The organism is Thalassospira indica, assembly GCF_003403095.1.
GTDB classification, from domain to species: Bacteria; Pseudomonadota; Alphaproteobacteria; order Rhodospirillales; family Thalassospiraceae; genus Thalassospira; species Thalassospira indica.
In genome coordinates, this window is the sequence record NZ_CP031555.1 from 1,687,950 (window position 1) to 1,709,883 (window position 21,934).

General features: G+C 55.3%; 18 protein-coding genes. 6 read left to right on the forward strand and 12 right to left on the reverse strand.

Translation table 11 applies throughout. The features are described from left to right. Positions 1 to 2: 2 nt before the first annotated feature. The gene (locus tag DY252_RS07895; protein WP_231959787.1) at positions 3 to 731 is read right to left on the reverse strand and encodes a GntR family transcriptional regulator; all 729 of its coding nucleotides are present in this window, start codon (positions 729 to 731) and stop codon (positions 3 to 5) included. Positions 732 to 940: 209 nt separating this feature from the next. Between DY252_RS07895 and araD the strand changes: the two genes are divergently transcribed. From araD to DY252_RS07910, 3 genes are all read left to right on the forward strand, one after another. Next, a complete protein-coding gene (araD, locus tag DY252_RS07900; protein WP_064789926.1) occupies positions 941 to 2,674 on the forward strand; it encodes an L-arabinonate dehydratase in 1,734 nt (577 codons plus the stop codon). An 11-nt stretch (positions 2,675 to 2,685) separates the two neighbouring features. After that, positions 2,686 to 3,405, forward strand: a complete 720-nt coding sequence (locus DY252_RS07905; RefSeq protein ID WP_064781953.1) for a ribonuclease activity regulator RraA — start codon at positions 2,686 to 2,688, stop codon at positions 3,403 to 3,405. A gap of 69 nt (positions 3,406 to 3,474) precedes the next feature. Continuing rightward, positions 3,475 to 4,989: an aldehyde dehydrogenase (NADP(+)) gene (locus tag DY252_RS07910; RefSeq protein ID WP_064789925.1), complete on the forward strand. Its 1,515-nt coding sequence runs from the start codon at positions 3,475 to 3,477 to the stop codon at positions 4,987 to 4,989. A 65-nt stretch (positions 4,990 to 5,054) separates the two neighbouring features. Here DY252_RS07910 and DY252_RS07915 read toward each other — a convergent pair whose 3' ends face one another. The 5 genes from DY252_RS07915 to xylF form a co-directional block, all read right to left on the reverse strand. Further along, entirely contained in the window at positions 5,055 to 6,332 is a 1,278-nt protein-coding gene (locus DY252_RS07915; RefSeq protein ID WP_064789924.1) for an ROK family transcriptional regulator, read from the reverse strand. 57 nt (positions 6,333 to 6,389) lie between these two features. Further along, positions 6,390 to 7,571, reverse strand: coding sequence for a fumarylacetoacetate hydrolase family protein (locus DY252_RS07920; protein ID WP_064789923.1), 1,182 nt, complete (start codon positions 7,569 to 7,571; stop codon positions 6,390 to 6,392). Between the two features lie 17 nt (positions 7,572 to 7,588). Next, on the reverse strand, positions 7,589 to 8,416 hold the full coding sequence (locus DY252_RS07925) for an ATP-binding cassette domain-containing protein (RefSeq protein ID WP_008892004.1): 828 nt from the start codon (positions 8,414 to 8,416) through the stop codon (positions 7,589 to 7,591). 11 nt (positions 8,417 to 8,427) lie between these two features. After that, the gene (locus DY252_RS07930) at positions 8,428 to 9,693 is read right to left on the reverse strand and encodes a sugar ABC transporter permease (protein WP_082923566.1); all 1,266 of its coding nucleotides are present in this window, start codon (positions 9,691 to 9,693) and stop codon (positions 8,428 to 8,430) included. 101 nt (positions 9,694 to 9,794) lie between these two features. Next, positions 9,795 to 10,826, reverse strand: coding sequence for a D-xylose ABC transporter substrate-binding protein (gene xylF, locus DY252_RS07935; RefSeq protein ID WP_064781950.1), 1,032 nt, complete (start codon positions 10,824 to 10,826; stop codon positions 9,795 to 9,797). 241 nt (positions 10,827 to 11,067) lie between these two features. Between xylF and DY252_RS07940 the strand changes: the two genes are divergently transcribed. Both DY252_RS07940 and DY252_RS07945 read left to right on the forward strand, forming a co-directional pair. Then, positions 11,068 to 11,829: an SDR family NAD(P)-dependent oxidoreductase gene (locus DY252_RS07940; protein WP_064789921.1), complete on the forward strand. Its 762-nt coding sequence runs from the start codon at positions 11,068 to 11,070 to the stop codon at positions 11,827 to 11,829. A gap of 73 nt (positions 11,830 to 11,902) precedes the next feature. Further along, positions 11,903 to 14,065: a dihydroxy-acid dehydratase domain-containing protein gene (locus DY252_RS07945; protein WP_064789920.1), complete on the forward strand. Its 2,163-nt coding sequence runs from the start codon at positions 11,903 to 11,905 to the stop codon at positions 14,063 to 14,065. Between the two features lie 85 nt (positions 14,066 to 14,150). Here the strand turns inward: DY252_RS07945 and purU are convergent, their stop codons facing one another. The 6 genes from purU to DY252_RS07975 all read right to left on the reverse strand — a co-directional run bounded on the left by purU (position 14,151) and on the right by DY252_RS07975 (position 20,393). Continuing rightward, positions 14,151 to 15,035 carry a formyltetrahydrofolate deformylase gene (purU, locus tag DY252_RS07950; RefSeq protein WP_064789919.1) on the reverse strand — a complete coding sequence of 295 codons (885 nt, stop codon included), beginning with the start codon at positions 15,033 to 15,035 and terminating at the stop codon, positions 14,151 to 14,153. A gap of 82 nt (positions 15,036 to 15,117) precedes the next feature. Further along, positions 15,118 to 16,422 (reverse strand): type III glutamate--ammonia ligase, encoded by a 1,305-nt coding sequence (gene glnT / locus DY252_RS07955; RefSeq protein WP_064789918.1) that lies wholly within the window; start codon positions 16,420 to 16,422, stop codon positions 15,118 to 15,120. An 86-nt stretch (positions 16,423 to 16,508) separates the two neighbouring features. Next, positions 16,509 to 17,837, reverse strand: a complete 1,329-nt coding sequence (locus tag DY252_RS07960) for an FMN-binding glutamate synthase family protein (RefSeq protein WP_064789917.1) — start codon at positions 17,835 to 17,837, stop codon at positions 16,509 to 16,511. Positions 17,838 to 17,903: 66 nt separating this feature from the next. After that, positions 17,904 to 18,590 (reverse strand): GltB/FmdC/FwdC-like GXGXG domain-containing protein, encoded by a 687-nt coding sequence (locus tag DY252_RS07965; RefSeq protein ID WP_064789916.1) that lies wholly within the window; start codon positions 18,588 to 18,590, stop codon positions 17,904 to 17,906. An 83-nt stretch (positions 18,591 to 18,673) separates the two neighbouring features. Continuing rightward, the gene (locus DY252_RS07970; RefSeq protein WP_064789915.1) at positions 18,674 to 19,570 is read right to left on the reverse strand and encodes a class II glutamine amidotransferase; all 897 of its coding nucleotides are present in this window, start codon (positions 19,568 to 19,570) and stop codon (positions 18,674 to 18,676) included. A 118-nt stretch (positions 19,571 to 19,688) separates the two neighbouring features. Further along, entirely contained in the window at positions 19,689 to 20,393 is a 705-nt protein-coding gene (locus tag DY252_RS07975; RefSeq protein WP_174713875.1) for a helix-turn-helix domain-containing protein, read from the reverse strand. Between the two features lie 392 nt (positions 20,394 to 20,785). On the opposite strand from DY252_RS07975, the gene DY252_RS07980 reads away from it, so the two are divergent. Then, a complete protein-coding gene (locus DY252_RS07980; protein WP_064789913.1) occupies positions 20,786 to 21,919 on the forward strand; it encodes an aminomethyl transferase family protein in 1,134 nt (377 codons plus the stop codon). The last annotated feature ends 15 nt before the right edge of the window (positions 21,920 to 21,934 follow it).

The window sequence follows — 21,934 nt, forward strand, 5'->3', positions numbered from 1 at the left end:
TCCTAGAAGAAGGATGGATGGCGTTCGCGAATGGCATCGACGGTGGCAAGTGTTCCCATCAGATGTTCGCGAACGACCTCGCAGGCAGTATCGGCGTCACCCTTGTCAATCGCGGCCAGAATGCGCGCATGGCAATCAAGGATGGATGCCGATTTTCCCGGGTCGGGCAGGTTGAGCTTGCGCAGGCGGTCAATGTGGCCTGACCTGGCTTCAACCACACCGTAAAGTTGGGCAACACCGGCAGCCTCATAGAGCGCGTAATGGAAATCGCGATCAAGCTTGCCAAAGGTATCAAGATCGTTTGCGGCACTGACCGCATTTTGCTGAGCAAGGATGGAGTGCGCTTTGACAGTCAGGGCAGGGTCTTTGGCATTGGCGAGACGGCGGGTGACCTCCAGCTCGACCGACAGACGCAGGAACTGGGTTTCCAGCGCTTGCTCGACATCAATGCGCGAGACCTCTGTCTTGGATTGCGGGAAGGTGTCAACAAGGCCTTCCTCTTCAAGCTTGAGCAACGCATCACGTACTGGTGTCTGGCTGACCCCGTATTCTTCGGCGATTTCGGCCCGTGACAGGTATTGGCCTGGCGCAAGTTCGAGATCGATGATGCGCTTGCGCAAGGAATCATGGAGCTGCGTACTTGCCGAGCCCCGCTTGAGTTTGGGCAGGCGCTTTTTTGCGATCGGTGCTTCTTTGAACAGGTTTTCGACCATGATGTTCCCGCAATTCATTTCTGGTCACACAATTTGTATACAGGCGTCTTGCCCGACATGCACTAATATATTACTATATTAAGCAGTCACAAGTGAATATCTTTCTGTGCCTGTCAGCGGCGGCGGAAATCCTCAGGCCACGGCGTTTGCGTCCAAGACCGGAGATCGCCTTTCTGAGTGCCGCCCGTTGCAAGCATGGTCGCGTTTTACATTCCGAGGATAAGACAATGACTAAGAAACAGCCTCAGGACCTGAGATCGGCACGCTGGTTCGCCCCCGACGATTTGCGCACATTCGGACATCTGTCCCGAATGATGCAGCTTGGTTATTCCGAAGACGATTTTCGTGGGAAGCCGATTATTGGTGTCCTGAACACCTGGTCGGAACTCAATACCTGTCACTCCCATTTCCGCGAACGCGTTGTTGATGTTAAACGTGGTGTTGCACAGGCTGGTGGTTTTGCCGTCGAACTGCCGTCGCTTTCGGTCGATGAGAGCTTCACCAAGCCGACCTCTATGCTCTATCGCAACCTGCTTGCCATGGAGACCGAGGAAATGATCCGCTCGCATCCGCTTGATGGCGTGGTTCTGATGGGCGGCTGTGATAAAACCACCCCGGGTCTGGTCATGGGGGCGATTTCGGCTGGCGTGCCGATGATCTATTTGCCCGCAGGCCCGATGTTGCGTGGCAACTATGCCGGGAAAATCCTTGGTTCTGGCTCTGATGCCTGGAAATACTGGGATGAACGTCGTGCCGGCAATATCAGCGACGACGAGTGGCTTGGCATTCAGGGCGGCATTGCCCGGTCTGCCGGGACCTGCATGACCATGGGTACCGCATCTACCATGACGGCGATTGCCGATGCCATGGGGCTGACGCTGCCCGGTGCATCCTCGATCCCGGCAGTCGATAGCGGCCATCAGCGCATGTCGGCTGATTGTGGGCGCCGGATTGTCGATATGGTCTGGGAAGACCTGACACCGGATCAGATCATCACCGATGGCTCCTGCCGAAATGCTGCGATTGTTGCCATGGCGACCGGGTGTTCAACCAATGCGGTGGTCCATCTGATTGCGATGGCCAAACGTGCAGGTGTGGGCCTCAAGCTTGAAGATCTTGACGAACTTGGCCGCAATACGCCGCTGATTGCCAATGTTCGCCCGTCGGGCAAGGATTACCTGATGGAGGACTTCTTCTATGCTGGGGGCTTGCGCGCCCTGATGAAGCAGATGGAAGATCGTCTGGATACCAGTTGCATGACCGTGACCGGCAAGACCCTTGGTGAAAACCTTGAGGGCGCGGTGGTTTATAATGATGATGTCATCCGCCCGCTTGATAATCCGGTCTATAAGGGAGGCTCGCTTGCCGTGCTGAAGGGCAACCTTTGCCCGAACGGTGCGGTGATCAAACCGGCCGCCTGTGATCCCAAATACCATGTGCATGAAGGACCGGCGCTGGTGTTTGACAGCTATCCTGAAATGAAAAAGGCTGTTGATGACGAGAACCTTGAAATCACGCCTGATCATGTGATGGTTCTACGCAATGCCGGACCACAGGGGGGCCCGGGCTTCCCGGAATGGGGCATGCTGCCCATTCCCAAGGCCCTGATCAAACAGGGGCATCGTGACATGTTGCGGATTTCCGATGCCCGCATGTCCGGCACATCTTACGGCGCGTGCGTGTTGCATGTCAGCCCGGAAAGTTATGTTGGTGGGCCACTCGCCCTTTTGAAAAATGGCGATACGGTCCGCCTTGATCTGCCAAATCGCTCGCTTGATATGCTCGTTCCCGAGGAAGAGCTTGAAGCGCGGCGCAAGGCCCTGGTACTGCCCGAGCCCCGTTTCGAACGTGGCTATGGCTACATGTTCTCGCGTCATGTGACCCAGGCCGATCAGGGCTGCGATTTTGACTTCCTTGAAACCGATTTCGGCAAAACTGCCGGCGAACCTGACATTTTCTAAGGACACCGACCATGACGGAATATGTATTGTCTGATGCCACGCGCGAAAAACTGATGCGCACCTCGACGGCGTCTGTTGCCACCCAGCTTTACAAGCGGGGCCTGCGCAACCAGTTCATTCAGGGTGTTCGACCGGTGGCACCGAAAAAGAAGAACATGGTCGGACAGGCCTTTACACTGCGCTATATCCCCGCACGTGAAGACCGCAACCCGATCGAGGTGTTCCGCAACGAAGACCATCCGCAACGTGTTGCGATTGAAACCTGCCCGCCGGGCCATGTTCTGGTGATGGATGGTCGCAAGGATGCGTCTGCGGCGTCTGCCGGGTCGATCCTTGTTACCCGTCTGGCTGTGCGCGGTGGTGCCGGGATCGTCTCAGATGCCGGTTTCCGCGATGCCGAGGGGATCGGTGAACTTGACATGCCTGCCTACTGTGCCGGTCCGTCAGCGCCGACCAACCTGACCAAGCACGAAGCGCTTGATATCAACGTTCCGATCGCGTGTGGCGATGTTGCTGTCTTCCCGGGCGACGTTCTTGTTGGTGATACCGACGGGGTCATGGTGATCCCCGCCCATCTGGCAGACGAGATTGCCGATGCCTGTGCAGGCATGGAAAGTTATGAGGCGTTTGTGATCGAACAGGTGGCCAATGGGGCGTCAATCATCGGACTTTATCCCTGCACCAAAGAAGAGAATCATAAAAAGTATGAGGAATGGCTGGCAAGTCAGTAAAATCGCGGTTACGTTGACCTTCATGTAATCAATTTACCCCTATCCACGCATTCCAAAGGATCGATTGAAATGTCTTATACCCTGACAGGAAAACATCTGATTGCCGGTGAATGGGTCGCTGGCGAGACGACCTTCCAGTCCGAGCCGGCCCATGGCCCGGCCAACACCTTCCCGGTCGGCACGCCCGCCTTGGTTGATCAGGCCGCAAAGGCCGCCGAAGAAGCCTTTTGGACTTACGGCTATTCAACCCGCGAAGAACGCGCGAAATTCATCAACACCATTGCCGATGAAATCGATGCGCGTGGCGATGAAATCACCGAAATCGGTACCCAGGAAACCGGCCTGCCCGAAGCACGCCTTCAGGGTGAGCGCGGTCGTACCGTCGGTCAGCTTCGCCTGTTTGCCAGCCACATCCTTGACGGCGAATATCTGGATCGTCGTTATGACGAAGCGCTGCCGGATCGTGCGCCGCTGCCGCGTCCTGACCTTCGCTTGATGCAGCGTCCGATTGGTCCGGTTGCAGTCTTTGGTGCGTCCAACTTCCCGCTGGCCTTCTCGGTCGCGGGTGGTGATACCGCATCGGCACTGGCTGCTGGTTGTCCGGTCGTGGTCAAGGGTCACTCGGCCCATCCGGGCACCGGTGAAATCGTTGCCCAGGCGATTGATGCCGCGATCAAGAAATGTGGTGTTCACCCGGGCGTATTCAGCCTGATCCAGGGCGGCAAACGCGATGTGGGTCAGAGCCTGGTGCAGCATCCGCTGATCAAGGCGGTCGGCTTTACCGGTTCGCTTGGCGGTGGTCGTGCGCTTTATGATCTGTGTGCTGCCCGTCCGGAACCGATCCCGTTCTTTGGCGAACTTGGTTCGGTAAACCCGATGTTCCTGCTGCCGACTGCTGTTAAGGCACGCGGTGCGGAAATCGGTAAAGGCTGGGCAGGGTCGCTTACCATGGGTGCTGGTCAGTTCTGCACCAACCCAGGCATCGCGGTTGTGATCGAAGGTCCTGATGCCGATGCATTCGTTGCCGCCGCCAAGGAAGGCCTTTCGGGTGTTGGTCCGCAAACCATGCTGACCGATGGCATGGCAGAAACCTATCGCGCTGGTGCAAAGCGTGTTGCGGCGACGTCGGGTGTTAAAGAAGTTCTGACCACGTCTTGTGATCTGCGCAATGCAACGCCGTATCTGTTTGAGACCACCGGTGAAAACTGGCTTGCCAACCATGAGCTTGGCGAAGAAGTCTTTGGCCCGCTCGGCCTTGTTGTTCGCGTCAAGGACGTTGCCGAAATGCGCAAGATTGCCAAATCGCTTGAAGGTCAGTTGACCTGCACCCTGCATCTTGATGCCGGCGATGCGGCAGATGCCCGTTCACTCCTGCCGATTCTTGAACACAAGGCTGGCCGCGTTTTGGCCAACGGTTTCCCGACCGGTGTGGAAGTATCCGACACCATGGTACATGGTGGACCATACCCGGCATCGACCAACTTCGGGGCAACCTCGGTTGGGACCATGGCGATCCGTCGCTTCCTGCGTCCAGTTTGCTATCAGAACATTCCGACCGATGTTCTGCCGAAAGACATCGCGTAAGCGATATCTCTTCGCGACAGTTTTGCTGAAAAGAAGAAGCCGCCCATTTGGGCGGCTTTTTTTTGTTAGTCGCGGACCGTTGCGGTGGCCTGAAACATGTTTTCGTCATGCCTGAGCAGGCTTTGGCCAATCGCCCCTTGAAGGGCGAGGTCCTTGTCCCAAGGAAGATAGGTGATTTTCGGATTTCGGCTGAGTTCCGGCACCTGTGCCTCGTCCAGACCGCGCCTGAGTTCCGGTTCCATCATGTCGAATGCCCGGGCACCCGATCCGGTAATGAAAATCTGTTTGGGGCCCAGCAGGGCAATCAGATTGGCGATGCCATATCCAAGAACCTTGCCAGCATGGCGGAAAAGTTCGGCAAGGCCGGTATCGCCACGACGGGCGCGGGCAACCAGATCCATCATCTGTTCTTCGCTGGGGTGCAGATTATTGGTATCGGGCAGGTCAATCACGCCGCATGCATCACGCAGGACGGCATAGTCCCCGATATAGGCCTCAAGACATCCACGTCGGCCGCAATTGCACAGCGGCCCGTCAGGTTGGTATTTGGTATGGCCGAATTCCGCAGCAGTCCCGAAATCACCGTTATAGACCTTGCCATTCAGAACCAGTCCCATGCCGATCCCGTAGCCCAGCATGATCACGGCAAAGTCGCCATCATTATGCAGGTTGGTATTTTGCGAGATCGCCGTTGCGATGCAGTTTGCATCGTTCGACATCTGAACAGCGCTGCCATATCGTTCGCTGAGTGATTTGACCAAGGGAATATGGCGATGACGGAGCGCTGGTGACCAGATGATCTCGCCGCTATTGCTGTCGGTCACCCCTTGAATGGCGATGCTGATGCCCGCGGGCGGATGGATGCAGAAATCGCGATTGCGTTCGAGAAAACGATCAATCAATGCAATCAGGGTTCTGGTCAACTCGTTCGCACCAAGATCGCGGGTATTGATGCTGTGCTCGATACTTCGCTCAATCTCGCCTTTAAAGTTACCCAGCGCAATTTCGATCTGATTGATCGTAATTTTTACCCCGATGACACAGGCAGCATTCGGCACCAGATCAAGCAACACCTTTGGCCGGCCACGTGTGGTGGCTGTCCCATTTCCGTTACCGTTTCCATTTCCGTTACCGTTTCCATTGCCGTTATTGTTGCCGCCTTCGCTTTCCTGCACCAGGCCCTGCGCCATCAGGTCGGCTGTCAGTGACGTAACGGTCGCAGGGCTTAGTCCGGTTGCCGTACCGATATCAATGCGTGCAGCAGGGCCATGCATGCGCAGATAGCGCAAGATCGCCGTCTGGGAGGGCTGGCGCGGTGTTTCGCTTTCTGTACGGCGCATCATGTGGTGGGTCAGTATCCTTGTTAACATGCCCATCCGGGCAATTTAATGTGCCCGCGGTCAGAGCAATCCGCGACGCGCAAGGTTGTTCATCAACGCGCTGATCCCGAACGTCCAGGGTTTAATGGCATCCGAACGGTCGACCTGATTGACCAGTTTGCCAAGGCTTGGTGTCGAGATGCTGACAAGGTCGCCCATTTCATGGGTAAAGCCCTTGCCCGCACCACCGCGATCATCGGTCGGGGCGAACATCGTTCCGAGAAACAGCATGATACCATCCGGATATTGATGATGTTTGCCGATCGCCTGTGAAACAAGGCTTTCGGGTGTGCGGCTGATCTGGCTCATGGAGCTGACCGCATCAAGGTGATATCCCTCGGGCCCGTCGACGGCCATGGCGATATCTGCCGATTTGACAGTTTCCAGCGTGAACTTGCCATCAAACAGCCGGATGAACGGCCCGATGGCGCAGGATGCGTTATTGTCCTTTGCCTTGCCGAGCAACAGGGCAGAGCGCCCTTCGACATCGCGCAAATTGACGTCATTGCCAAGGGTGGCGCCGACGATGTTGCCCTTTGACGTCACCGTCAGAACCACTTCCGGTTCCGGATTGTTCCAGTTTGAAATCGGGTGCAAACCGACATGTGCGCCATGCCCGACGGCTGACATCGCGGGGGCCTTGGTAAAGATTTCCGCATCCGGGCCAATCCCGACTTCAAGATATTGCGACCACGCGCCTTTTTCGAGCAGCACGGTTTTGATATCGGCGGCCTTTTGCGAACCCGGTTCGATCTGCGACAGGTCATCACCGATAATGCCGGTGATTTCGGTGCGGATCTGATCGGCTTTGCTTGAGTCACCGCGCGCCTGTTCCTCGATCACGCGTTCAAGAAGGCTTGCCACAAAGGTCACGCCACTTGCCTTGATCGCCTGCAGATCATTGGGGGACAGAAGATGCGGGGTGTTTTCATCGGCCCCCGGACGGGACTGGTCCAGAATATCACTGAGTGTGGCGACAGTCGGGAAGCTTGCCGGATTTGAAAGCTTTGCCAGAACGTCATCAAGTTCAAGGATTTCGCTGACGGTTGGTGCGACACTGCTGATATCGCGCAGCGTTTCACCATCAAGAAGCACCGGTGTCGGTCCTGAAACGCGCGGGTCCCAGATGCGCCCGATCAGGACAGCATTAATTGCGTCATCGGGCAGGATGTCTTGGGCGTTGATGGGGAAGCCTGTGGTCATCTCGGTGTCTCGCTTGTTTATCTGTGGGTGGTGCCATTCGCAGCACCCGTTGCATTGGTCGCGCCGGGGCCAGCCAGATGCAGAAGGTGCTCGGGCATTTTGCCCAGAATGATCATCCCAAGTACGTCGTCATGTGTGACATCTTCGGTTCTAACGCTGCCAACCAGTTTTCCGTTCTTCATGACATGCAACCGGTCAGAAAGGTCAAACACATCATGAAGATCATGGCTAATCAACAAAATACCCAAACCGTCACGCTTTAATTGGTCAATCAGTTCGCCGACCATCTTTGTTTCATGAACGCCAAGGGCCGCGCAGGGCTCATCCATGATCAACACGCGTGCCTCAAACAACAAAGCACGCGCAATCGCAACCGATTGGCGCTGCCCGCCCGAAAGGGCAGACACCGGGGATGTGAACTTTTTGAAGTTCGGGTTCAGGCGATGAAGAACTTCACGCGCCTTGTGTTCCATGGCGGCATCATCCAGAAACCCGAACTTGTCAGTGATTTCACGTCCCAGAAACAGGTTCTGGGCGGCGTCCAGATTGTCGGCGAGTGCAAGGTTCTGATAGATCGTTTCGATATTGTTGTCGCGTGCATCACGCGCGTTCTCGATCTTCGCTTCCTTGCCATCAACAATGATCTGGCCGCTATCGGCCTGATAGGCACCGGAAAGAATTTTGATCAGCGTTGATTTGCCCGCACCGTTATGGCCCAGAACGCCAACCACTTCGCCGGGATAAAGATCGATTGATACGCCATCAACAGCCTTCACCCCGCCAAAGCTGATATGGATGTCTTGCATTTCGACCAGCGGATCTTTGGTCATGTTTGGATCAGTCATCACGGGTCTCCTTACGCGGTCGGGTCGCTGTAACGGCGATGGAAATACTTGTCGCTAAACACGGCGACGACAAGAACCAGGCCGATGACGATGCTTTGCAACGAGGTATCGACCCCCAAAAGCGCCATGCCGCTTTGCAGGCTTTGCATCACCAGCGCACCAATCAGCGCGCCATAGATCGTCCCAAGACCGCCGGCAAGCGAGGTGCCGCCAATAACCACAGCTGCAATCACGCGAAGTTCGTCAAGCGTGCCCAAATCGTTACCGGCCGACTGCAGGCGGGCAGATGAAATCGCCGCACTGATCGCGCAAAGGACGCCCATCAGGGCAAAGACCGCCACCGTCATACGTTTGACGTTGATCCCGGCCAGTTCAGCCGCCTGCGGGTTGCCACCAATCGCAAAGACATAGCGACCGAAACGGGTGCGTTTGACTGCGATGGTCAGGATGATCGCGACAAGCGCAACAATCAGAAGCGGGATCGGAATGCCATGCGAAATTTCAAGGTTTTCTGGCGTGACCGGAATGCCCTTGTTTTCCAAAAGGCGTTCTGCCGCACGCGTTGGCAGGTGATAGGCATTCAGTGTCGCGACAACAATCAATACCAAACCTGCTTTGATAATCGTGTTGGTGTATTCAGCCCAGATTGGTTTGACCGGAAATTCGAAGGAAAGGCGACGACGGCGTTCCATGATCGCGGCGTAAATGATCGCAAGAATGGCGATCAAGGCGACGATCCAGCTCCAGGTGGCACCAATCGTTCCCTCGATGCCGCCGCCCAGCAGAATGTAATTCTGATCAAGCGGGGCGACAGTGCGCCCTTGTGTGACCCACCATGCAGATCCGCGCCAGACCAAAAGCCCGCCAAGTGTCACGATGAATGCCGGGACGCCAAGATAACCGACGGCCATGCCTTGAATGGAACCGATCAGGCCACCGACAACAATGCCGACCAGAAGCGTCAGCAGCCAAGTCAGGGGATGGTTGTAATCAAGGAACTGTGGCAGGACATCGGTCTGAACGACCCCCATGATCATGGCCAGAACACCCAGGACCGCCCCGACCGAGAGGTCGATATGACGGGTGACAATGATCAGGACCATGCCGCACGCCATCACCGCAACAGAGGCAGTCTGAACCGACAGGTTAAAGATGTTTCGGGGGGTGATAAAGCGACCACCCGAGGCAATGTCAAAACCCACCCAGATAATCAGCAGGACAACGGCGAGGCCAACCAGACGACGGTCGACTTCCATTTTCGAAAGTAGTCGTGACATGAAAAAGCTCGTAAAGCAGCGGGGCCGAACTGCGATATCTGCGCGATGCGTGAAATGCAGTCGGCCCCGGGTTTATGCAAGGTCGGAGGAAACAGGCTGGCCTAGTTGCAGGCCGCAACCTTGCTGTTGGTTACGCCCTGGCAAACCACGTCTTTCGATACCCAGCCAGCATCAATCACCAGATCAAGTTTGTTCTGGGTGATCGCAACCGGATCAAGGAAGTAAGACTTCATGGTGACACCATTCGGGCTCTGCCAATCTTCGGTACCGTCAACCTCGTCAAGCTTGGTGCCCTTGGCAAGTTCAACGGCGATCTCAGCCGCACGCTTGCCAAGAAGACGGGCATCTTTCCAGACCGAAACTGTCTGGGTGCCAAGTGCTACACGATTCAGTGCAGCGTGATCGCCGTCCTGACCCGATACAGGAATGCCCTGCATGCCCTGTGCAGACAATGCTGCAACAACACCACCGGCGGTGCCATCGTTGGATGCGACAACAGCATCAACCTTGTTATCCGCAGCCGTCAGGAACTGTTCCATGTTCCGCTGCGCAATCGCTGGCTGCCAGCTGTCGGTATAGGCTTCGCCAACAACCTTGATGTCGCCTGCGTCAATTGCCTTCTGCAGGATTTCAAGCTGTCCTTCGTGCAGAATGTTGGCGTTCGGGTCGGTCGGTGCGCCTTTGATGAAGACGTAGTTGCCTTTCGGTTGTTCGGCAAAAACGGCCTCGGCCTGAAGGCGGCCGACTTCCTTGTTGTTGAACGTAATGTAATAGGCGTTCGAGTCTTCGATCAGGCGGTCATAGCCAACGACCGGAATGCCTTCGTTCAGGGCCTTCTCGACAGCCGGGCCAATTGATGCTGAGTCCTGTGCAAGGACGATCAGGGCATCGGCACCACGTGCGATCAGGCTTTCGATATCGGAAAGCTGTTTGGACGGATTGCTTTGGGCATCTGCGCTGATGTATTCAGCCCCCGCAGCATCCAGAGCAGCCTTGATGGCGGCTTCATCGGTTTTCCAGCGTTCTTCCTGGAAGTTCGACCAGCTGACACCAACAGTCAGATCGGCAGCAAAGGCATTTGCAGACAGCAGAACGGTTCCGGCCAACATGGCCGTTGATAGGAGTTTTTTCATCGGTTTCTTCCCTGAATAAATGTGTCTTCTGGTGACATTTATTTTTGTTATCGAAAAAATGTTGACGTGAAGAAGGCGTCCTGTCAAATATTTTTTAGTGAATAAATTAAATTCATCGCTTTTCACGCATTTTTATATCGCAGTTTGCGATTAATGGTTGAATTGGCGGTGTTTATAGTGTGGTGCGCTGCAGCAATTAATTTGTTCACCTAAAATAATATTAAAAGAGACAGGGAACGTTATGACAGCGAGTTATCACGACATTGACGGTAAATCCGTGCTTGTAACCGGCGGTGCATCCGGGATTGGCGCCTCGATCGTGCGCGCATTCTGTGCGCAGGGCGCGCGGGTCGGGTTCTTCGATATCGATGATGCCGCCGCGCAAAAACTGATCGCCTCCATAAAGGAAGAGCACGGCGTAACCCCGATCTACAAATCGCTCGATTTGCGCAACCAATCATCTATTTCCGATGCGGTTCGCGACATGTCGGTTGCGATTGGTCCGATTGACGTTCTGGTAAACAATGCAGCGCGCGATGATCGGCATTCGCCCGAAGATATCAGTCCTGACAAGTGGCGTGATGGCCTGGATGTGAACCTGAACCATCATTTCTTCTGTGCCCAGGCAGTCGCACCGGGCATGAAGGAAAAACGGTGCGGAAGTATTATCAATTTCAGTTCTGTGAGTTATATGATGGGCCTGCCGGATCTGGTAACGTACGAGACCGCAAAGGCAGGTATTATTGGCCTCACGCGTGCGCTTGCCCGGGACTGGGGTGAATATGGCATTCGCGTCAATGCGGTGACGCCGGGCTGCATCATGACACAGCGCCAGCTTGATCTTTGGATTTCTCCCGAGGATGAAGAACGCATTCAGGAGCAGCAATGCGTCAAACGCCGGCTGGTGGGGGATGATGTTGCACAGATGGTTCTTTTCCTGGCATCTGATGTTTCGTCGGCCTGTTCATCACAGAACTTCATCGTGGATGGCGGCATCGTCTGATCGTGTGTTTCGACGGGTGCCAAGACCGCTGCGCACCCCGAGACCACTGCTCTAACTTGGAAAAAAACAGTATATGTCGCCTGCAAATATCTCTGATCAGCCAATCATCATCGATGAAAAAGCCAACCCGTATCGCGACTGCATTCAGGGGCTCGCCAACCAGCCGATCACAGTCGTCCGGTTGCTGCGCGATGCTGTGAACGAAAACCCGGTTGTGGCCAGTAGTCGCAATTTTGCCGTTCCTGAAATCAAGGACGTGGTCGGGCGTCTGGTGGAAAACCGCCCGCGCATTGCGATCATTGCCGGCGCGCCGGATCATCCGGCCCATCTTCTGGATCGTCCGCAGGCCCTGATGGCGGCACTGCGCATTTGGGAAATGGGCGGGGTTCCGTTCCTGTTCCATGTGCCGGTGATTTGCGATGGCACCGCGCAAAACAATATCGGACAAAGCTATTCACTGGCATCGCGCAACCATACTGCGGCGGCGGTCAATATCACCTTTGAAGGCCACAGTTATCACGCGGCCTATGTGATTGCCGGCTGCGACAAATCACCTGCCGCTGTGGTGGCTGGTCTGGCAGCGGCCGATCATGCACGTGCTTGGCGTGGTGATCAGGCACCGGTTTGGGCAGTGTTTGCACCGTCGCATGTTCTTAAAGGCGGTGAAATTCCCGAAGGCACGCGTCGGTTGCTCGATAAAATCGCCGCTGACTCCGATGCCGCCGGGCATGATGACCTTGGTGGCGATATCCGCGAAAACATGCGCTATATCCTGCAATGCACGTCGGACGAGGCGTTTGCAGGGTTGCTCGAACGTGCCCGGCTTCTGGGAATTATCGACGGGGCACTTGAACGTCGGGTTCTGGACGAACTGGCAACCGCGACCTGTGACTCCAAGGGCGGCATTTGTGCCTTTAACGGGACAGGCAATTCGTCGCGTACCATGTTGGCGGCGTTCGGTTTGACCCCACCGGAGCTGGAATTGCTGACTGATGTACCACCGTTTGAGGCGGTGGCCGCAGGGATCGATGCCCTGTTTGGTGTTTTCAACAAACCGGAATATGCGATTGGCAATCTGCTTAAGGCCAACTTCGCCAATTTCGTGCGTGTTCATAATGCCACGGGATCGAGCAGTAACATGCTTTTGCATCTGCCATTCATGATGCGCTATGCCGGTTTTGATATCTCGATTGATGATTATCAGGATGTGCGCACCAAAACGCCGGTGCCGGAAATTTTCGCCCACAGCCTGACGGAAAACCGCGACACTTTTGTTTTGGCGCAGCAAATGGCCGAAGGCAAAAATCGCGGCATGGAAAGCATCTATCGCATTCTGGCCGATCTTGGTGTGGCGATGGATCTTGATGCACCGACCATCCTTGGGAAAACCTGGGCAGAACGGATTGCCAATCTGGAAAACCCGGTTGATCTCTCCCTTGGCGATGCATCGGTCATTCGCGCCAACCCGGTCCGGCAGCGTTCGGGTGTAGATGTCCTGACTGGCAGTTTCTTTGAAAACTGTGCGGTCAAAACTTCGGGTATGAGCGACCGGTTATTGTCGCACTTTGATGATCATGTTTTCATCGTGCGCTATTACGAAAACGAACATGTCTGTAATGCTGACTTTGCCTCGCCCGATTTGATTACACGCCTGATTGAAACCGATGGCGTTGATGAAGAACTGATTGCGGCAGTCGTGCGTCGGAATGGTGGAAACCGCGTTGATATGAATGCGCCAAAGGACATGTTCGAGCAGGGCCATCTGTCCTTTGCCTTCGTCATTGGCGGGCAGGGGCCGGAAGCCTATGGCATGCCGGAAATGTTTTCGCCGTCACAGAACTTGCGCCATCACCGCATTCTCGAAGCCTCATCGATGCTGATCACCGATGGCCGCTATTCCGGGGTGACCAAGGGTGCCTGCATCGGCCATATGGTGCCCGAGGCCTTTACAGGTGGTGCAATCGGCTATCTTAAGGATGGCGATGTGCTGCGTCTTGATCTGACCGGGCTAACGCTGGATTGGCTCGATCCCGAGGCATTCAAACGCGGGGAAGAGGTCGCATCCGATCCCCGCGACATTGCCGATCGCAAGCCGGTATTTGATGCACGGTTCAAACGCATGGCCGATCGCCAGTGTGATATCGCCGCAAGCAACGTTTTGGACGCGATTGGCAATGCCGCACGCGGGATTGTGCCGCGTGCTGTCGATCGTCGGGCAACCAAATCCTGGCGCTAAGCCGCACGTTTTCGCGCGATCCAAAATGCAAAACGCCCCGTGCCGCAATGGCCGGGGCGTTTTTTCGTTTGTGCGCGGCGGGTCGTTATCCCATGCGTTCCGATGCATAACTTCCCGGGCTTGGCGGGAAGACAATCGTGCGGTTACCGTTGATGAACGAACGGTGATGGATATGGGCATGCACCGCACGCGCCAGAACCTGACTTTCGACATCACGACCGATGGATACATAATCGGCAGAGTTCTGGGCATGGGTAATGCGGGCAATGTCCTGCTCGATGATCGGGCCTTCATCAAGGTCGGCGGTCACATAATGCGCGGTTGCCCCAATCAGTTTGACCCCGCGTTCATAGGCCTGACGATAAGGGTTGGCGCCTTTGAAACTTGGCAGGAAGGAATGGTGGATATTGATGATCTTGCCGCTCATTTTCTTGCACAGGCTGTCAGACAGAACCTGCATGTAGCGGGCCAGAACGATCAGTTCGACGTTATAGTCAGAAACAACATCAAGAAGTTTTTTCTCGGCTTCGGGCTTGTTGTCCTTGGTCACCGGGATGTGGTGGAAGGGAATGTCGTGATTAACGACAACCTTCTGATAATCAAGGTGGTTTGACACCACGCCAACGATATCAATCGGAAGCGCACCAATTTTCCAACGATACAGCAGATCGTTCAGGCAATGACCAAACCGCGACACCATCAGAAGAACCTTCATCTTCTCGGAGCTGTCATGGATTTCGTACTTCATGCCAAGTTCTGCTGCCGGACCCTCAAAGCCTGCAATCAGGGTTTCCTGATCAACACCTTCTTCGCTGACGAAGGCAACCCGCATAAAGAACAAGCCGGTTTCTTGGTCGTCAAACTGGGAGCTATCGGTAATGTTGCAGCCATTTTCGGCCAAATAGGTCGAAATAGCAGCAACCACCCCGCGCTGAGAATCGCAGGAAACAGTCAGAACGTAGCTTTTCATCGCGTCTGGCTTTCTCGTTTGGAATAATCAAAAATTGCCCGGCCCCGTCCATCGGGGAATGAGATAAGGCCGGGCAGAAACATTAAATATCAAGTGTGTTCTCACGTTCCCAGCGGGAAAAGTGAGAAACGTAAGAATTCCACTCGGTTTGTTTGAGTTTGAGATAGGCACTTGAAAATTCCTTGCCCATCGCAAGTTGCAGCTCTTCGTTAGAGCCCATTTCACGCAGGGCATCGAGCAGGTTCAATGGCAGACGCGGTGCATCCTTGATCGAATGCCCTTCCTTGTACATGTCGATATCGTAATGTGGTCCCGGATCGGCATTGGTTGCCATGCCATCAAGGCCCGCTGCAATGATCACGGCCTGAAGAAGATACGGGTTGGTTGCCCCGTCGGGCAGGCGCAATTCAAAGCGCCCAGGCCCCGGAACGCGGACCATGTGCGTGCGGTTGTTGCCCGTCCATGTCACTGTGTTCGGGGCCCAGGTTGCACCTGACATGGTGCGCGGCGCATTGATACGCTTATAGGAATTGACCGTCGGGTTGGTGATCACCGCCATGGCAGAGGCATGCTTCATGATGCCGCCAAGGAAAGTTTTGCCCTTGGCTGACAGGCCAAATGGCATGTCATCATCGGCAAAGGCATTGGCACCGTCAGTGTCCCAGACCGACACATGACAGTGGCAGCCATTGCCGGTTAATCCCGGGAAGGGCTTTGGCATAAAGGTCGCGCGCAGGCCGTGCTTTTCGGCAATTGATTTGACCATGAACTTGAAAAACGAATGCTTGTCTGCGGTTTTAAGCGCGTCATCAAATTCCCAGTTCATTTCAAACTGGCCGTTGGCATCTTCGTGGTCGTTCTGATACGCACCCCAGCCGAGTTCAAGCATATAGTCGCAAATCTCGGCGATAACGTCATAGCGACGCATGACCGCCTGCTGGTCATAGCACGGCTTTTCGGCGGTATCTGCCGGGTCGGAGATTTCCGAACCATCGGTGGTGATCAGGAAGAATTCCGCCTCAACCCCGGTTTTGACATTGAGGCCAAGTTCGGCGGCCTTGGCGATCTGGGCTTTCAGGACATTACGCGGTGCCTGTTCGACTGGTGTGCCTTCCATGATGCAATCGGCTGCGACCCAGGCGACTTCCGGTTTCCAGGGCAACTGGATGACAGAGCTAGGATCAGGAATGGCAAACATGTCGGGGTGGGCCGGGCTCAGGTCAAGCCAGGTGGCAAAGCCCGCAAAGCCTGCACCGTCTTCCTGCATGTCGGCGATTGCCTGGGTCGGGACAAGTTTTGCGCGCTGACCGCCAAACAGGTCGGTAAAGCTGATCATAAAGTATTTGATGCCGCGTTCCCGGGCAAATGCTGATAGATCCTTGGTCATCGAAGTCCCCTGACGAATTTTATGCAGTGCCAACCGTTATCCCGGCGTACCAAAAGGCACACCGGGTCGGGTGGTGCGTTAATGTTCTAGAATCCTCCCTGACCGGGAATCCAGTTGGTCCCGGCAAGCGGTACACCCGCCATGGCGGCCGCTTCGATATTAAGTGCACAGAGATCCTCGGGTTCGAGGTTGTGCACATGATTTTTGCCGCAGGCGCGCGCAATTGTTTGCGCTTCAAGGGTCATGACCTTCAGATAGTTGGCCAGTCGCCGCCCGGCGGCAATCGGGTCAACCCGTTTCATCAGGTCGGCATCCTGTGTCGTGATGCCTGCGGGATCACGACCTTCATGCCAGTCATCATAGGCACCAGCGGTGGTGCCAAGTTGGTTATAGTCTGCTTCCCATTTCGGGTCGTTGTCACCAATCGCGACAAGGGCGGCGGTGCCGATGGAAACCGCATCCGCACCAAGGGCAAGCGCCTTGGCAACATCGGCACCATTTCGGATGCCGCCCGATACGATCAACTGTACTTTGCGGTGCATGCCCATGTCTTGCAATGCTTTCACCGCCGGGCGGATGCAGGCAAGGGTCGGCTGGCCGACATGTTCAATGAACACTTCCTGGGTTGCGGCCGTGCCGCCCTGCATCCCATCAAGCACGATGACATCTGCCCCGGCCTTGATGGCAAGGGCGACGTCATAATAGGGGCGTGCGCCACCGACCTTGATAAAGATCGGCTTTTCCCAATCGGTGATTTCGCGAAGTTCCTGAATTTTGATCTCAAGATCATCCGGGCCGGTCCAGTCAGGATGGCGGCAGGCGGAACGCTGATCAATGCCCATCGGCAAGTTACGCATTTCAGCCACACGGTCCGAGATTTTCTGCCCCAGCAGCATACCGCCACCGCCCGGTTTTGCGCCCTGACCAATAACGATTTCAATCGCATCGGCACGTTTCAGATCGCGCGGGTTCATGCCGTAACGTGACGGCAAATACTGATAGACAAGTTGGGTGGAATGGCCGCGCTCTTCCTCGGTCATGCCGCCGTCACCCGTCGTGGTCGATGTGCCCGCTGCAGACGCACCGCGGCCAAGCGCCTCTTTGGCCGGACCGGACAGGGAGCCAAAGCTCATGCCGGCAATGGTGATCGGAATTTTAAGCTCGATCGGTTTCTTTGCAAACCGGGTGCCAAGCGTGACGCCGGTTTCGCATTTCTCACGATACCCTTCCAGCGGGTAGCGCGACATCGATGCGCCCAGAAACAACAGGTCATCAAAATGCGGGACCTTGCGTTTGGCACCACCGCCACGGATGTCGTAGATGCCCGTCGCAGCTGCGCGGCGGATTTCCGAAAGGGTGTAGTCATCAAAGGTTGCCGATTTACGCGGCGTCGTAACGGGATTTTTGTAGCTCATCTTCTGATCCTGTCTTTGGGCTGAACCGCAGCGTTTGCATCGTTGGGCCGGGTTCAGCGTGCCGCATCAATAGGCGTCGAAATTATCGACATTGAAGTTGTAAAGCGTCCTGGCAGAGCCATATCGCGTGAATTCTTCGGGCTTCACATCCGCGATGCCTGCATCTGCAAGAAGCTTGGTCAGAAGGTCGATATGCTCAGTGCGCATTTCCTTTTTCTCGCAATCGGCACCAAGGCTTTTGACCGTGCCGCGCACAAAAAGGCGTGCTTCATAAAGTGAATCACCCAGCGCATCACCAGCATCGCCCAGAACAACAAGGTTGCCCGACTGCGCCATAAAGGCCGACATGTGGCCGATATTGCCCTTAACGACGATATCGACACCTTTCATCGAAATGCCGCAACGTGACGATGCATTGCCTTCGATCACCAGCAACCCGCCATGGGCGGTGGCCCCGGCATACTGGCTGGCATCGCCCTTGATCACGACTTTGCCCGACATCATGTTTTCGGCCACACCCGGACCGGCATTGCCATTGACCGTGACGGTGGCCTGTTCGTTCATGCCGGCACAGTAATAACCGACGCTACCATTAATCGTGACATTGACCGGTGCGTCGATACCGACAGCTACGGCATGCGCGCCGCGCGGATTGGTAATTTCGAAATCCTCAGGCACACCACTTTTATCAAGCGCATGAAGCGCCTGATTGAGCGCGCGCAGTTCGGTGGTTGCAAGATCAAACACTGGCATTTGTGTTCCTTCCTCATAGGACCGCAGGGTGAGTGCAGTCGGGTCGGTGCGCGCATCGCAGCAGCCGACAGGGTTCGTGTTAATCAGTGTTCCCAGAAATAAACCGTGGCCGGTTCCGGTTCCCAGACGCGGGCGTCTTCGATGCCCGGCAGGTTGACCAGTGCACGGTATTCGGAGCCGAATGCGACATAGGCATCGGTTTCCGCCATCACGGCCGGTTTGCAGGCAATCGGATCACGCACAACGCCAAAGCCCGACTTGGTGCCGACCACAAAGGTGAAGAAGCCATCAAGGTCATCAAGCGCACTTGTCAGGGCCTCGCCCAGGTTTTTGCCCTTGGCCATTTCGCCGGTCAGATAGGCGGCTGCGACCTCTGAGTCGTTCTGGGTTTCAAGGCGAATGCCTTCGCGGGTCAGTTCGCGGCGAAGGTTGTTGTGGTTCGACAGCGAACCGTTATGCACAAGGCATTGGTCCGAACCGGTCGAAAACGGGTGGGCGCCAAGGGTGGTCACCGCACTTTCGGTCGCCATGCGGGTATGGCCGATCCCGTGGGTGCCGCTCATGTCGGAAATCTTGAAGCGTTCAAGCACGTCCTTGGGCAGGCCGACTTCCTTGTAAATCTCCATCGCCGTGCCCGTTCCCATGACGCGCACATTCGGATGAAGGTCTTCAAGTGCGCTTCGGGTTGCATCAATCTGATCGCTTGAAACCGTAATCACTGCATGGGTGTTTTTGGGCAGGATCGATGCGTTTTTGATCCCGGCTTTGCGCAGGTCTTCGGTCAGGCCGGCAAAATCTGTTTCCGGTTCCGGAGACTGGATCGTGAGTTTGACCAGATCATTCTGATCTGCGCCATAAATTGCGATGCCCGCACTATCGGGGCCACGGTCGGTCATGGTCACCAGCATTTCAGACAACAACGCGCCGAGCTGTGGTTCCAGACTTTTATCTTTAAGGAATAAACCAACAATGCCGCACATGGCAGGACAGTCTCCATTCTGTTTCTGAAACGGAGACTACCTGTTCGCGAATGCGGAATCAACTATGAAGAATAAAAATTTCTTCTCAGTGAATTGATGTTTTCACCGGAGTGAATGCTTATCCCCGGGCGGGATAGCAGATGATCGATAGGTAACGTATTGGAAATGAAAGAAGTTCTTCCGGTCCGTGGCGGGCGTCGGCATCAAAGAACAGGCTGTCGCCTTCTTTCATGTAGTAAAGCTGATCGCCATGGCGGTAACGGACTTCACCCTCAAGCATATAGATGAATTCCATGCCTTCATGCTGGAAGGCGGGGAAGCTGCTCGACTCCTCGGTAAGCGTTAGCAAATAGGGTTCGACCACGACACCGCTGGTGTTGTTATCGATATGGCCCAGCAGGTTATATTCATGGCCTGCGCGCGTGCCGCGGCGCTCAATCGCAACACCTTCGCCGGATTTCACGAACACAGCGTTGCGCGGTTCTTCATAACGGCGGAAGAAATCGGTCACCGGCACACCCAGCGCACTTGCCAGCGCCTGAAGCGAGGTCAGCGACGGCGACGTCACGCCGTTTTCGATCTTGGAAAGCATCCCCATCGAAATCCCGGTTGCCGACGCCAGATCGGAAATCGTGATGCCCAGCTTCTTGCGGAGCGCTCGGACTTCATGGCCGATGGCAATTTCCAGATTGTTTTCCTTGGGTTCACGAAGCGCGTGCGGGTCCTGGGTGAGGGCGGCGGGTTTGCTCTTGGTGTCCATGCCTGATCCTTGCTCGCTATTGGCGGTGGTCTGCGGTGCTTGTGTTGTTTTGCTATTTGCCATGCTGGCCTGTTCTCCGTCACCGGTTTTGTCCCGGTGCGGGTCCCGCTCGTTTCTGGTTTCCTCGAACGGCCCCTTTGATGGGACCTGCTTTTTTGTCGGTCGTAAGTGCCCGGGTTTTCCCCTGTTGGGCGACGATACGCCGCAGTCATGACTTACACTGGCAGGAAATATTTATCAACTCCGGGGAAAATAAATTTCCATAGCGGATATATGAATGGTGTTGGGAAAGGTGCTGCAATGCCGTAGAAAATAGCTTTTAAGGAATAAAATTTGAATAAAATGAAAATAATTATTGCACTCGCGAACAATATGCCGCCAAAATATAGAACAAAATAAGCCGATAATAGCGCGCTGATTGTGCGCATAGGCGATCATATCAGGAGGCCATCACTATGACTGCGAGCTGGAGATTTTCAGCCCTTGCCGATCGGCATCGCGCGCTTGGTTCCAATCTCGAAGACTGGAGCGGTATGGGCACCGCCTGGACCTATGACAAGGATTGGGACGAGGAATATATCGCGATCCGCACCAAGGCCGGGATCATGGATGTTTCAGGTCTGAAAAAGGTTCATATCACCGGCGCGCATGCATCCCACGTGATTGACTATGCCACCACGCGCAATGTCGAAAAGATCTATCCGGGCAAGTCTGTCTATGCCTGCATGCTGAATGATCAGGGCAAGTTTACCGACGATTGCGTGATTTATCGCATGGGGCCGAATTCATGGATGGTGGTGCACGGATCGGGCACCGGGCATGAAGAACTGACCAAGGCCGCCATGGGCCGTGATGTCTCCGTTCGTTTTGATGACAACCTTCATGATTTGTCGCTGCAAGGGCCGCTTGCGGTGGATTATCTGGCGGAATATGTGCCGGGTATCCGCGATCTGCCCTATTTCCATCACACCCAGACGCAGTTGTTTGGCCTGCCTGTAATGATTTCGCGCACCGGCTATACCGGTGAACGCGGCTATGAGATTTTCTGTCGTGGTCAGGATGCCGGAATGATCTGGGACCGGATCGTTGCCGAGGGCAAGGATATGGGCATCATTCCGACCCGCTTTACCACGCTTGATATGCTGCGTGTCGAAAGTTACCTGCTGTTTTATCCCTATGATAACTCGCAGATGTACCCGTTCGAAAACGAAGGTCCGGGCGATACCCTGTGGGAGCTTGGCCTTGATTTCACCGTTAGCCCGGGCAAGACAGGCTTCCGCGGGGCCGAGGAACATTACCGCCTGAAGGGCAAGGAACGCTTCAAAATCTTTGGTCTGTTGCTTGATGGCAAGGAAGTCCCGGCCGAAGGGGCGGGCTTGTTCACGGACGGCGAAAAGGTCGGGGTTGTGACCTGTGCGATGTATTCCCCGCTCAAAGATCAGACCATGGCGATTGCCCGTATGCCCGTCGAATGTGCGGAGCAAGGTATCAGGCTTGAGGTCGAGGGTGCCGATGGAATGCTCGGTGCGATGGCCCATACCATGCCATTTGATGACCCCAAAAAATTGAAAAGAACAGCCAAGGGTTAAGCCAAACAACCGGGG